This window comes from Bifidobacterium crudilactis (assembly GCF_000738005.1).
Classification (GTDB): Bacteria; Actinomycetota; Actinomycetes; order Actinomycetales; family Bifidobacteriaceae; genus Bombiscardovia; species Bombiscardovia crudilactis.
In genome coordinates this window covers 529882-543386 of record NZ_JHAL01000001.1, presented here as the reverse complement: position 1 = coordinate 543386, position 13505 = coordinate 529882, and the positions used below count along the sequence as shown (strand labels likewise).

Sequence of the window (13505 nt, the reverse complement as noted above, 5' to 3'; positions counted from 1 at the left end):
GAAGCGCGGTCATCCACCTGCCTGTCAGTACATCAACGTGGCGAGACGCTGACGTGCGGTTTTCAGCCGAGGATCGGAAGCCTCGGGAATCAGGAAGTATTCAAGCAGCCGTTGGCGCACGGGCTCCATCTGGTCACGATGACTTCCCAAATACTCGAGCAGCCGGTCGAAGGCGTCGCCGATCTGCCCGCCGATCATATCGACATCCGCGACGGACAGCTGCGCCTCCGCATCATCAGGATGCTCCGCCGCCTCCTGTCGCACGACCCTGACATCCAACGCCGCTGAACGAGCCAGCAGCAAGGCCTTGGCACGTTCCCTGGCCGCAAGCGTATCGCTAGGGTCATCCTCGAGCACCGCCGCATACGCCTCGGCAGCACCTGAATAATCGCCTTCCTCGGCGAGGTGGTGTGCACGTTGGTGAGCGGCGGGGAGCGCAGGAGCATCTTCAGCTGCCTCGGTCTGTTCATCCGAAGCCGAGTCCGCGGTCTCCTGATACGGCGCGGTGCCGGTCACTCCTGACTGCTGTGCGAGGCTGATGACCTGCGGGATGAGTTCATCGGTGAGTTGCTTGAGCTCTTCATCCGACGGCATCCCCTGCAGCACAGGCATGGGTCTTCCACCTATCAAAGCGAATAACGCCGGAGCTCCCTGGACGCGGAAGGCCTGCGCGATCTCAGGTTCGGCAGCTATGTCGATACGCGCGAGCTGCACCTTGCCCTTCTGCACGTTGACCGCATCCGCCAGCGCCTTGGCAAGCGGGAAAAGGCGTTTATCGCTCGGCACCCATAGCAGCAAGAGAATCGGGAACGTCGCCGAAGTCTGCATCACCGCCTGGAAACCCGATGATGTGGTGTCGATGACATATCCGCCTGCCGCCGGGGCACCGCCCGCTTCACCCGGCTGAGCCTTCGCCTGATGCTTGAGAGCTTCCAGATCGACCGCGCCCGCCAAAGAGACCCCGGGTTGGAATCCTTGATTATTTGTTGCCATATGACCCTCCTGCTTACTCATATCTCTGCGAACCGCCGTTGAACGGTTCAAAGGCCGCGATGGATGCAACGACCAGTCCGCGCAAAAAGTTGCATTATTGAGCTTCGACCGTAATCGGCTGACGCTCGGCGCCGACTGCCTGTATCTTCGCATCCGAACCTGCGGGCGGAATATACATCGCCACGACGTTCACATAACTCGCCTTGATGGTGCTGGTCGCCGTCGTCGTTCCGAACAAGGCTTTCTCCGCATCTGAGGCGGGAAGGGATTCACGTCCTTCACCGGCGGTTCTGGTCCAGACCGAATTGATCTGGGCGACCACGAGGTCACCACCATCCGAGGAACGCATTACCTTGATGCCGTCGGCCTGCGCGGAGAAGACCTGCTGCTGAGTACCGTTGTTGGCGGCGATGCCTTCCTGCACCGTTTCCGTAAGCTTCCCGAGATCCTGGCGGAAATAATCAGCGCCGAACTCATCGGCGTATTTGCTGGAAGCCCCGTTCTGCAACAGATCCGCATACCGTTGCACCGCCTGGGCCGGAGTGGCGACGAGTCCGCTGTCATTCACCTGTCCCATCTGGGAGCCGATGCTGGGAACCTGGAATTTCGGCAACTGAGCCCCGGGAAAGAGCCGTGCGACGCCCCAAAGCTTGAAGTTCTCCCGTGCCGAATTCTGATCAAGCACCAGAAGTCGTTTCGATTGCTGGTCCGAGGTGGTGGTGGTGATGGTGAACACCGAACGCGGCCAACCGCTATCGGTCGGAATGACCGTCTGCATGATGTCACTGGGAATCGTGGTCTTCGCATCGAGCGTGCCGGTGGCCTGAGCGACCTTCAATTCGCTGGTACGTATCTGCAGTTGCGGTCCGGTGACCCTGGACTCAAGCAATGAAGGGTCCTTCGCCTCATTGGCTTTGTTCAGACTGTCGAGAATCTTGTCCCGTATCGCCTTCTCCTGCTTCTGAGTCAGATCAGGAGCTTTGGAACTCGACGTGGATGTGGAGACCTGCGGCACCTGCCCCTCACAGGCGGCAAGGGTAAACGCCAGAGAACCCGCCAGAATCGCACAGAATGTGGCCTTCATACCTTTTCTGATAGTCATTGCTCCTCCCCTGCCGTGTTCTTACCGGCACTTTCACTCACCTCGGCGTCACGGTTTGCGGAATCGTCGGCCTTGTCTTCCGCCGAGTTATCCTTCTTGGCTTCCTCCGAGGACAATCTGGCGAAGAATGCCGCCAGATCCTCGTTGCTGATAACCGTCGTCTCTTCGGAGGAAGATGCCTGTACTGCATCTTCAGAGTGCGTCAATGGCTTCGAGCTGCGATTCATGCGCTGCGCACGCCGTGATGAACGCTCCGAACGGTGTTCACGCTCCGTCTCGGAACGCTCGGCATCTGAACGAGACCTATCTTCCTGTGCATTCTCGTGCGGGTTCTCGTGCCTGCTATGGCGTTCAGCGTCGCCGTCACCTGATTCGTGAACGGGATGCATCTCATCCTCGACCGCGGCGACAACGGCCTGCAGACCGTGATGCCTGTGCTTGTGCTGCTGGTCGGCAACCATGTTGCGCGAACCGGCGTCGATAATCTTGGGTGTGCCCAGACTTTCCTCCGGCTCCGTGGAGAAGGCCTCATCCTGAGTGAGGTGCCTACGGGACCTGTCGCGTCGTTTGCCGTTCCTGTCCTTGTCCGCAGACTTCGAAGCGGATTTCGACCTGACCGCCGAACGTATGCCTCGTCCTATAGGTGACAAGGTGCCGGTGAAGGCCTGGAGTACGGTAATCTCGGGCTCCTGTTCCTCATGGCCCTCGGCTTCGCGTTTACGCCTTCGCTCCGGTTCCATGGCGAACACCGATGCCGTCATCACACCGAGAACCGCAAGCAGACCTCCGGCAAAGTACAAGGGCATGGCGAAATCGGGGACCTGGGTGCGTACCCAGCTCATCGTCATCGACGTCCTGCCCTGAGAATTCGCGTCCTGAGCCGCACTCGCGTCGGTGTCGGCTATCAGCACCGTGCGATTGCTGTCATCGGTGATCTTCATGCTGACAGACCCTGTGGCGCATTTCGTGCTTAGCCACATATCGGAATCCTGGAACGCCACCGCGTTCTCTGAGGACTGCGCCGATGCGGCGGCAGTGCTGCGCTGTTCCAGCGTGTTCCAGGTATCGAGACCGGTGATTCTCGTATACCGATGACCTGCCAGCCACCCTGACACATCCTGCGCGTAACCGATGGCCATGCATACGGTCGCCTGGGCATCCGAGGCCTTGAGAGTCACATCCACCTGATCGTCCACAAGGTTCAGAACACCCGGGTCCGTGGTGATGTACCGTGACGTCACCGATGTGTCAGCCGAAATGTTCCGACTCGGCTTCCATACGGTCGCGTTCATAATCCCCAACACGATGCATGCAACGGCGAGCAGGCCGAGGACGGGAGTGACGACACCCCTCATCAGCCTGCTGCGACGCGAAGGTGCTCCCCCTGCGGAGTCTTCGTTCTTTTCGTGTGCTTTTCCATCCATAACACCGCTATTCTACAGGTTCCCCAAACCCTCGGCTTAATCGCAAAATCAGGACAAGGCGTTAGAGTTAGCCAATATGCGACATATACTCAGCAAACACCAGTTCGGCAAGGCGCTTTCAGTGTGCTGCGCCCTGACGATGTGCCTCGGTCTGGCGGCTTGCGGAAGCGGTTCGGCTTCCGATAGCTCCTCCTCCAGCGCTTCCTCGTCCTCCTCCGCCAGCTCCAGCGTCAAACTCTCCAAAATGACCGGCGTCGAGGCAAAAGGCGAACTCGGCAAAAAACCGACGGTAAGCTTCTCCAAGCCTTTCGACGTTCAGAACAACACCTACTCCATCCTTCAGGAAGGAAACGGCGAGGCGCTTCAGGACGGCGACCGTGTCTGCGCTCAGAGCATCGCCATCAGCGCCGTCAACGGCTCGGAATTGGATTCGACCTGGGAGAAGAACACCCCCGACTGCTCGATGGTCATACGGACATCCTCGATGAACTCGGCCTACTATAACCTGCTCAAAGGTCAGAAAATCAACACGACGATAGCCTTCGGCATCAAGGACACCTCCACCAGCACGGCGACGACGTCATCGAACGCCACCACATATCTGATGGTGATGACCCTGGTCTCCAAGTCCAAGGCCCTGACACGCGCCGAAGGCACTGCGGTCACCGATATTCCCTCCAATCTGCCGAAGGTCACGCTCGACAAGACCGGCAAGCCGTCACTGGACATGAACGACTACAAGCCGGGCAGTGACATGGTCGTCCAGACCCTCATCAAGGGCAGCGGAGCCGAAGTCAAGGATACGCAGACCGTCAGCGCGAATTACACCGGATGGCTCGCAAGCACCGGAAAACAGTTCGACTCCTCATGGGATAGAGGCACCGCCACCGATTTCAGCCTGAGTCAGGTGATTTCGGGTTGGAAGCAGGGTCTTGCCGGACAGACCGTGGGTTCACAGGTCCTGCTGATCATTCCTCCGAGCCTGGGCTATGGTTCGGAAGCGCAATCAAGCATCCCGGCGAACTCGACCCTGGTATTCGTGGTCGATATCCTCGCGGCATATTAATCCCGACGCGGACTGCAATACAAGAGGTGCGCCCCCATCCGAGACTGATGACTCAGTCCTCGGATGGGGGCGCACCTCTTATGTCAACGACAAATCAATCTGTGGGCATCAACAAAGCTTCGGTGAACAGCAGCCGCCGAAAGCGACGGCTATCAGGCGTTGATGAACTCGGCGACCTTCTTGATCATGTCCGGACGGAAACCGGTCCAGGTATCTTCGCCTGCGACCACGACGGGTGCCTGGCGATATCCCGCGGCACGAAAGTCTTCCAAAGCCTGTGCGTCCTGGGTGAGATCCACGACATCGTATTCGACGCCAAGCTTGTTGAACTGACGCTTGGTGGCATCGCACTGCGGGCAATGAGGCTTCGCAAAGACGGTTATCGGCATCGTGATCACTCCCAAAAAAACATTCGTGTAATTCTCGTGTTCTTGGAGATTACACGCGTGTAGTCTGAAAACAAAACCACTATCTCTCGTGGCGTGTTGACGCTTGCACCCCTATATCTAGTGTCCGTGCTCAATTTCCTTGATATTTCAGGCAATTCGAAGATACCGTCGAGACACCGTGATGCGCCAAGCGGCTGCAGATGTGACGAAGACGACATTTTAACGGTGTCCTCTGCACCGAACACGGTTATGTAGGGATTGCCGAATGCCCGATCCGCGGCTTGCACGGAGGAAGGTTGGAATGCCGCCATTCCGGTATTCATCAATCGCGCGGATACACGCTGTGCGACTGAATATCCCTACACAACCGCATCCCTGCCCGTGTTTGCACTAGAAAAGAGTCAGTTCGTCGCTCTGCACACCCTTCATGTCCTCATAGTCAAGCAGCAGGCATGAGAATCCCCGATCCTCCGCCAGGGTTTTGGCCTGGGGTGTAATCGTCTGGGCGGCGAAGACGCCGCGCACAGGCGCAAGCAGGGGGTCGCGGTTCAGCAACTCACAGTATCTGGTCAGCTGCTCGACACCGTCTATGCCACCGTGTCGTTTGATTTCCACGGCCACATGCTTGCCCTCGGCATCTACCGCCATGATGTCAACCGGACCGATAGCCGTCGGATACTCACGCCTGACGAGGCTGGTTCCCTCTCCAAGACGTTCAATCTGCTGTGCAAGGAAGCGTTGCAGGTGATCTTCGACGCCGTCCTTCGTCAAACCGGGGTCGGTGCCCAACGCGAAATACTGGTCACTGACGATGTTCATCAAGGAGACCGTGAGCACATCATCCGATTTGGTCGAATTGACCCTGATAATCTTCTCCGGAAGCTGCATGGCCTCTTTGTCGGACTGAGCCGCAGACGCCCCTGCATCCGATTGAAGTGCGGCATCAAGGAATTCCTCGTGCTGCAGTGCCGTCGCGTCACCGTCAGGTTCCAGTTCACGCAGCGTGCAAGGAGCCGCCATCCAGTTCAGCGGCTTGTATGAACCCAGCTCCGAAAAAATCAGACAGCTGGAATCCTCTTTGATAAGCAGCACCCGCCTGGCCAAAGGCAAGGATGCATTGAGTCTCCCTGTATATACGGCGGTGCAGTCGGCAACGATTATGCGCATAGGTGTCACCATAGCGCGGAGGTCGACCGTGTCACAACCGGCATACGATCACCGCTTAGACACCCACAGACGGCAAAGGTGCCGAAACGTGGAGAGACACGCCCTCTCAGGCGATGCTCCACGTTTCGGCACCTTATTGCGCGCAACCGTTCTCAATTCGCACGGATACCGTTCAAACGCCGCTGGACGGTTTCCGGCGCAACAGGCACGGAACGGAACCTAATCCTGTTGCCCGTCTTTCAGCTGTGAACCGCGTTCGACCGCGACCGTCAGCTTATTCGAATCGAAGGCGATAAAACCGTCATTGACGTTGAAGGAGTGCTGCGTGCCCTCTGCCTCGGTCACGGTGACCACACCTTCCCGGATGACGGTCAGCACAGGTTCGTGGTCCGGCAGTATGCCCATGCCGCCCTCGGAGGCCGGTATGGTCACGGACCTTGCGGTTCCGGACCACACCGGACGATCGGAGGCTACGATGTTCACCTGCATCGTGGACTTCTCTTCACCGGCCATTATGCGTTGTATTCCTTCTGCATGTCATGCCACTTCTTCTCCAGATCGTCGATTCCGCCGATCCCCGTGAAGGCCTGTTCGGGAACATCGTCATACACGCCGTCGCAGATACGGGTGAATGCCTCGATGGTCTCGTCAGCGGCAACATACGAACCAGGACGTCCGGTGAACTTCTCGGCCACGTAGAAGTTCTGCCCGAGGAACTGCTCGATGCGACGTGCACGGTTGACGGTGGTTTTGTCCTCTTCGGACAATTCGTCGATGCCGATCAGTGCGATGATGTCCTGAAGCTCCTTGTTGCGCTGCAGAATCGCCTTGACGCGGTTCGCGCAGTCGTAATGAGCCTGACCGACGTATCGAGGGTCGAGGATTCGGGAGTTCGACGACAACGGGTCCACGGCCGGGTAGATACCCTTCGAAGCGATATCGCGGGAAAGCTCGGTGGTGGCGTCCAAATGGGCGAATGTCGTCGCGGGAGCAGGGTCGGTGTAATCGTCGGCGGGCACGTAGATAGCCTGCAACGACGTAATCGAATGCCCTCTGGTGGAGGTGATGCGCTCCTGCAGGGCGCCCATCTCATCGGCAAGGTTCGGCTGGTAACCCACTGCGGAAGGCATACGCCCCAGCAGTGTGGAAACCTCGGAACCCGCCTGCGTGAACCGGAAGATGTTGTCGATGAAGAGCAGCACGTCCTGATTCTGCACGTCACGGAAGTACTCCGCCATCGTCAGAGCGGTCAGCGGCACGCGAAGACGAGTCCCCGGGGGCTCATCCATCTGTCCGAACACCAGCGCAGTCTTCTCGAGCACGCCGGCTTCCGCCATCTCTCCGATCAGGTCGTTGCCCTCACGGGTACGCTCACCTACACCTGCGAACACGGAGACACCGCCGTGGTTCTGAGCCACACGCTGAATCATCTCCTGAATCAACACGGTCTTGCCCACACCGGCTCCGCCGAACAGTCCGATCTTGCCGCCCTGCACATATGGCGTCAGCAAATCGATGACCTTGATGCCCGTTTCGAACATCTCGGTCTTCGACTCCAACTGGTCGAATGCCGGTGGATTGCGGTGTATCGGCCAACGCTCCGAAATGGTGATGTGCTCGTCATCCTTGGCGTTGAGGATGTGACCGGCCACGTCGAAGACATGTCCTTTGGTCACGTCGCCCACGGGGACCTCGATCGGGCCTCCCGTATTCGTCACGAGTGCGCCACGGACCAGACCATCCGTAGGCTTCAGTGCGACCGCACGCACGATGGAGTCGCCAAGGTGCTGCTCGACCTCAAGGGTGATTTCATGCAGGGTCTCGCCTTCGGTATTTCCCACCGAATTGATCTTGACGGTCAAGGCGTTGTAGATATCCGGCAGATGACCCACCGGGAACTCAATGTCGATAACCGAGCCTTGGACACGTGTGATACGACCCTGATCCGGTTCTGCGACCTCGTCAGGCGCCGCTGTGGTCTGAGTGCTTTGCTCTCCAACCATTGGCGTTCCTACCCTTCCTCTTTGTTCAACGCATCTGCGCTGCCGATAATTTCGGTAAGTTCCTGCGTTATCGAAGACTGACGCGAAGCGTTCAGCTTACGTGTCAGATCGTCGATGAGATTTCGTGCATTGTCCGTAGCGGTGTGCATGGCGTTCTGTCGGCAAGCCGTTTCCGAAGCCGCAGCCGTCAGGAGACATTCGTGGATTCGAGACTGGATGTATTTCGGCAGAATCGCGTCGAGCACCTCGTCGACACCTGGTTCGAAGGCGTAGAGAGGAGCTGCCTTATCCTTCTCCTCCTGCGGCACTGACGGTTCGATGTCGACATGGACCGCTTTCGGCGTATGGACCAACTCGACCGGAAGCATCCTCAACACGCGGACCTTCTGCACCACCATGTTTACGAACTCGGTGAACACCACATAGAGCTCAGCCACACCACCCTTTGCGGCGGGTGTCATATAGGCTTCGAGCAGGGCTTTGGAAATCTCCTCCGCCACCTCGACGCCAGGCTGGTCACTGTCGCCCTCCCAGGTTCCGGCAATGTCCCGATTACGGTATTTGTAATAGGACACGCCTCTGCGCCCGTACACGTACAACTCCGGTTTCTTGCCGGACTTATCAAGGCCGGCAAGCAAGCCTTCCGTCTCGCGGATGATCGACGAGGTGTAGGCTCCTGCCATGCCTCTGTCGGCCGTCAGAGCGAGAACAGCGACGCGGTCGTTCTCCTCGTTCTTCTGCACGATCGGATGAGTGATATGCGTGTGCGCCACCAGGGACTGGACCGCATCGAAAATCGCATCAGTGTACGGCTTCGCGTCCAAAGCCACATTGCGGGCTCTGGAGATATGCGAGGACGCGATCATCTCCTGCGCGTTGAAAATCTTTTCCAGCGACGCGGTTGAGGCGATCCTTGACTTGAATGCGAGTTGGGAGCCCATAGCTTACTTCGCCCCCGCAACGATTCGTTCCTGCTCGATAGGAGCCGGACCCGCCTCGTTGTTCTTCTTCGCACCTTCGAGCGGTGTTCCGGACTTGGTGACGAAGGTTCCGCGGAACTCGGTCACGGCAGCTTCCAGAGCCTGCTCCGTGTCATCGGTGAAGTCCTCGGTCTCGCGAATGGTCTTGAGGACATTCGTATTGTGATCGAGATAATCCATCAGACCCTTCTCGAAGGGCAGCACGTCCTTGAGATCCAAGTCATCGATTTTGCCGTGCGTGCCGATCCATACCGAAACGACCTCCTGCTCCATCGGGTACGGCGTGAACTGAGGCTGCTTCAGCAGCTCGGTCAGTCGTGCTCCACGGGTCAGCTGGGCCTTCGACGCAGCATCCAAATCGGATGCGAACATCGCGAAGGATTCCAATGAGCGGTACTGGGCCAGGGAGATCTTCAGCGTTCCGGAGACCTTCTTCAATGCCTTGGTCTGAGCGGCGCCACCGACTCGGGACACCGAGATGCCCACATCGACGGCAGGGCGCTGATTGGCGTTGAACAGATCCGACTGCAGGAAGATCTGGCCATCGGTGATGGAGATGACGTTGGTCGGGATGTAAGCGGAAACATCGTTGGCCTTCGTCTCGATGATCGGCAGACCGGTCATCGAACCGCCGCCCAGTCCGTCGGAAAGCTTCGCGCAGCGTTCCAACAGGCGGGAATGGAGGTAGAACACGTCACCCGGGTACGCTTCACGCCCCGGCGGACGACGCAGCAGCAGCGAGATGGAGCGGTATGCTTCGGCCTGTTTGCTCAAATCATCGAAGACGATGAGCACGTGTTTGCCGTTGTACATCCAATGCTGGCCGATTGCCGAGCCCGTGTACGGGGCGATGTACTTGAAGCCTGCCGAATCCGAAGCCGGAGATGCCACGATGGTGGTGTATTCCATGGCACCGGCATCCTCGAGGGAGGCACGCACCGAAGCGATGGTGGAACCCTTCTGCCCGATGGCGACGTAGATGCAGCGCACCTGCTTCTTCGGATCGCCGGACTCCCAGTTCTGCTTCTGGTTGATAATCGTATCGATGGCCAGAGCGGTCTTTCCCGTCTGGCGATCACCGATGATGAGCTGACGCTGGCCTCGGCCGATTGGCGTCATGGCGTCGATGGCCTTGATGCCGGTCGACATCGGCTCGTCCACCGGATGACGGTGCATCACATCCGGGGCCTGAGCCTCCAGAATGCGTCGCCCCTCGCTCTTGATATCGCCAAGACCGTCGATAGGCTCGCCCAAAGGGTTCACCGTACGACCGAGGTAGCCATCGCCAACGGGGACGGAAAGCACCTCACCCGTCCGCTTGACTTCCTGGCCTTCCTCGATACCTGCGAAATCACCGAGGATAACCACGCCGATTTCACGGGCGTCCAGGTTGAACGCCAAGCCCAGAGTGCCGTTTTCAAAAGTCAGCAACTCATTGGCCATGCAGCCGGGCAACCCCTCCACGTGCGCAATGCCGTCGCCAGCCGTACGGACATACCCGACCTCCTGGGTGGGTGTTTCCGACGGCTTGTACGACTCGACGAAATCATCGAGCGCCTTGCGTATCGTGGCAGGATCAATGGTAAGTTCCGCCATGATCACTCCTTTTTCTTATACTGTTTGTAAGTCTTTCGCATGCGTATCACGCGCTTACCCCAACCTTGCGCCGCAGCTGCTGCAGCTGTGCGACGACCGTGTTGTCATGCACCTCAGCGCCGAACTGGATTCTCAAGCCCCCAAGGACCTTGGGATCCACCACGGAATTGATATGCACCGGTCTGCCCAGCTTGGCTGAATATGCGCTGATGATGCCGCTGAACTGCTCGCGCGTCAGAGGCACGGCCGAAACGACGGTGACCACCTGCTCCCCCATATGGCGGGAGATCTCGTTGATAAGCCACGAAAGCGTCGACAGGAAACGACGGTTGCGCAGATCCCTGGTCGCGTGTTCCGCCAGCACCAGAGTCAGAGGGTTCAGACGCTGCCCTGCAAGCAACTGCTTGAGGAACTTGATTCTCGTGTCTGCACTGACCTGTGTGTCGGAAAGCCGCGAACGAACCTGGGCCATATTGAGGAACGCGGAATGAATCTTCGCGAGCTCGATGGCCACGGTTGCGGTCACTCCCTTGACGTCCGCGTAATAGAGCGTGGCATCCACAGCGAGATCCTCCACGGCATTCGCTATATGCTCCACCTTGCTCCAACCACGCTGGGCGAGATCCTCGAGAATCTCCTTGGTCAAGGGCAACGCTCCTGACTGCTCGAGAAGCCTATCGACCAGTTCCTTCTTGTCCGAAGCCGGACGAGAAGGGTCGGTGAGCGCCCGCTCAATCCGCGGATTCGAATCCAGCAGGTTGGCGAAATCGAATAACTCGCTTGACACGACGCCCGCCTGCACATTGGCCTCGCGCAGCATCGGTGCGAACTTCTCCCGGGCGCACCGGTCGGAGTTCAGCGACGTTTCTCCTCGCATGTCACCTCCTTCAGAAGCGTGAGACGAACCCTGTTCGGGCCGTCAGCGCTCCTTCTTTCCGTCATTGAGTTGCTCGATCATCGAATCGATCATCGACTTCTGCACTTCTTCGCTTTCCAGCTTCGATCCGAGAATCTTGCCTGCTAGAGCGGTGGCCAGAGTGCCGACTTCACCGCGCAGACTCACCAAGGCCTGCTGCTGCTGCGATTCGATGGAACGCTGTGCATTGGAGGTGATCTGCGAAGCATCGGTTTCCGCACGACTGCGAGCATCGGCAATGATGTGCGAGGCTTCCGCCCGTGCGTCATCACGAATCTTCGATGCTGCGATACGCGCTTCGCCGAGCTGATCCTCATACTTCTTCTTCGCGGCCTCGGCATCCTTCTGGGCTTTGTCCGCCTTCTCGATGCCACCTTCGATTTTGGCTGCACGCTCATCGAAGATCGCCTGGAACTTGGGCAGGAAGAACTTGTAGAAGAACACCGCGACAATCACCAGGATTATCAAAGACCACACGATGTCGTAGGTCTTCGGCAGGAACAGACTGATTCCGTTTTCTGCTGCTATCGTCACTTCGTCACCCTCCTTTCACCTATCCAATTGCTTGCCATCATTCGACGTTCAGCTAAAGAGGAAGCCGCAGACGATGCCCAGCAGTGCAAGGAACTCGATAAGACCAACGCCGATCCACATCAGAGTCTGCAGACGGCCACCAAGCTCAGGCTGGCGTGCGGTGCCTTCAATGGTCTTGCCGATGACGATACCCAGACCAATGCCAGGTCCGATAGCCGCAAGGCCGTAGCCGATAGCACTCAGGTTGCCAGCGACCTGTGCGAGAGTAACCATATCCATAGTTGATTCCTTTCTGGTGGTTTATTCGAGCTTGTTACCTCGAAAAAACCGATGACCACTCGAAGTCTAGTCGTTCTCCGGGTAGCTGAGATTGATGTATACAGTGGAAAGAATTGCGAAGATGAAGGCCTGCAGGCAGGCAATGAACATCTCGAACAGGGTCATCGCGAAACCGGCGACGAACATCAGACCGCCCAAGGGCATCATCGCTTTGTTCGAAACCTCGAAGAGGAAGAACTGCGTGGTGGCCAGGCACAGGGCAAGAACGATATGCCCCGCCATCATATTGGCGAACAAACGGATGGTCAGTGAGAGCGGGCGGATGACGAGAATCTCGAGAAGATTCATCGGAGCAACGAGAATGAGCACGGGTGCAGGAACTCCCTCAGGAATCAGTTCCTGTTTGAGATACTTCCCGAGACCCTTCTCACGTATCGCCGCGCCCCAATACTGGCAGAAGGTCCAGATGGCGAATACCAAAGGCATGGTGATGGTCGCCGTTGCAGCGATGTTCAGACCTGATATCTCACCGCAAAGATTGAATACGGCGATGGTCATGAACACCGTGGTGATCATCGGCACATAGCGCTTGCCGCGCAGCTCCCCCATGACCTCGTACACGATGCTGTTCTTCACGAAGTCCAGAACCCACTCGACGGCCGACTGCCATCTTCCGGGAATGAGCTTCGCCCGCGAAGCAGTGATGCCGAGGACAAGCAACAGCACCACGGTGGCGATGATACGAACCAGGATGATGCGATTGATCGCGAAAGGAGTTCCTTGGAAGAGGATCTCCGGAGGAAGGAAGTCTTGGATAGTCGGATAATCCGGCTCGTTCGACGCGGCTACCAGCGTTTGTGCACCGTACAAACCCGTCATCTAACGCCTCCTGCTTTTCCCGACCAGCATTAAATATAACGCCAGTATTCGATGACATTGTGACGCGAAGGTTTCCTCACATCACCCATAAAGCAGTCCGCCAGCACCTTCGGGAAGCGAATCCCGTAGACGCGGACATTCTGCTCCGAATGGCTAGTGAATGGTCTACTTGCGAAT

Annotated in this window: 14 protein-coding genes; 1 reads left to right on the top strand and 13 read right to left on the bottom strand. The window is 57.9% G+C overall.

What is annotated here, in order from left to right; genetic code table 11:
- Positions 1-24: 24 nt before the first annotated feature.
- The 3 genes from DB51_RS02110 to DB51_RS02100 all read right to left on the bottom strand — a co-directional run bounded on the left by DB51_RS02110 (position 25) and on the right by DB51_RS02100 (position 3519).
- Entirely contained in the window at positions 25-993 is a 969-nt protein-coding gene (locus DB51_RS02110; protein ID WP_034250877.1) for a co-chaperone YbbN, read from the bottom strand.
- A 94-nt stretch (positions 994-1087) separates the two neighbouring features.
- A complete protein-coding gene (locus DB51_RS02105; protein WP_051867168.1) occupies positions 1088-2095 on the bottom strand; it encodes a DUF8094 domain-containing protein in 1008 nt (335 codons plus the stop codon).
- Positions 2092-3519 carry a hypothetical protein gene (locus DB51_RS02100; protein WP_051867167.1) on the bottom strand — a complete coding sequence of 476 codons (1428 nt, stop codon included), beginning with the start codon at positions 3517-3519 and terminating at the stop codon, positions 2092-2094. Before DB51_RS02100 ends, DB51_RS02105 begins: the two co-directional genes overlap by 4 nt.
- A 76-nt stretch (positions 3520-3595) precedes the next feature.
- Here DB51_RS02100 and DB51_RS02095 point away from each other — a divergent pair, with 76 nt between their 5' ends.
- Complete coding sequence (locus tag DB51_RS02095; protein ID WP_034250875.1) at positions 3596-4585, top strand: FKBP-type peptidyl-prolyl cis-trans isomerase; 990 nt, start codon at positions 3596-3598, stop codon at positions 4583-4585.
- 152 nt (positions 4586-4737) lie between these two features.
- Here DB51_RS02095 and DB51_RS02090 read toward each other — a convergent pair whose 3' ends face one another.
- From DB51_RS02090 to atpB, 10 genes are all read right to left on the bottom strand, one after another.
- Positions 4738-4974, bottom strand: coding sequence for a glutaredoxin family protein (locus DB51_RS02090; protein ID WP_034251305.1), 237 nt, complete (start codon positions 4972-4974; stop codon positions 4738-4740).
- A gap of 390 nt (positions 4975-5364) precedes the next feature.
- Complete coding sequence (nucS, locus tag DB51_RS02080; RefSeq protein ID WP_034251303.1) at positions 5365-6141, bottom strand: endonuclease NucS; 777 nt, start codon at positions 6139-6141, stop codon at positions 5365-5367.
- Between the two features lie 219 nt (positions 6142-6360).
- The gene (locus DB51_RS02075) at positions 6361-6654 is read right to left on the bottom strand and encodes a F0F1 ATP synthase subunit epsilon (RefSeq protein ID WP_034250871.1); all 294 of its coding nucleotides are present in this window, start codon (positions 6652-6654) and stop codon (positions 6361-6363) included.
- Positions 6654-8144, bottom strand: a complete 1491-nt coding sequence (atpD, locus tag DB51_RS02070) for a F0F1 ATP synthase subunit beta (protein WP_034250869.1) — start codon at positions 8142-8144, stop codon at positions 6654-6656. The genes DB51_RS02075 and atpD overlap by 1 nt, the downstream gene beginning before the upstream one ends.
- An 8-nt stretch (positions 8145-8152) precedes the next feature.
- Positions 8153-9085, bottom strand: coding sequence for a F0F1 ATP synthase subunit gamma (locus DB51_RS02065; protein ID WP_034250867.1), 933 nt, complete (start codon positions 9083-9085; stop codon positions 8153-8155).
- Positions 9086-9088: 3 nt separating this feature from the next.
- Entirely contained in the window at positions 9089-10720 is a 1632-nt protein-coding gene (gene atpA, locus DB51_RS02060; RefSeq protein WP_034250865.1) for a F0F1 ATP synthase subunit alpha, read from the bottom strand.
- Positions 10721-10766: 46 nt separating this feature from the next.
- Positions 10767-11597: a F0F1 ATP synthase subunit delta gene (locus DB51_RS02055; protein ID WP_034250864.1), complete on the bottom strand. Its 831-nt coding sequence runs from the start codon at positions 11595-11597 to the stop codon at positions 10767-10769.
- Between the two features lie 42 nt (positions 11598-11639).
- Positions 11640-12170: a F0F1 ATP synthase subunit B gene (locus DB51_RS02050; protein WP_034250863.1), complete on the bottom strand. Its 531-nt coding sequence runs from the start codon at positions 12168-12170 to the stop codon at positions 11640-11642.
- Between the two features lie 48 nt (positions 12171-12218).
- Positions 12219-12449 (bottom strand): F0F1 ATP synthase subunit C, encoded by a 231-nt coding sequence (atpE, locus tag DB51_RS02045; RefSeq protein WP_034250861.1) that lies wholly within the window; start codon positions 12447-12449, stop codon positions 12219-12221.
- Positions 12450-12515: 66 nt separating this feature from the next.
- Complete coding sequence (gene atpB / locus DB51_RS02040; protein ID WP_034250860.1) at positions 12516-13328, bottom strand: F0F1 ATP synthase subunit A; 813 nt, start codon at positions 13326-13328, stop codon at positions 12516-12518.
- Between the last annotated feature and the right edge of the window lie 177 nt (positions 13329-13505).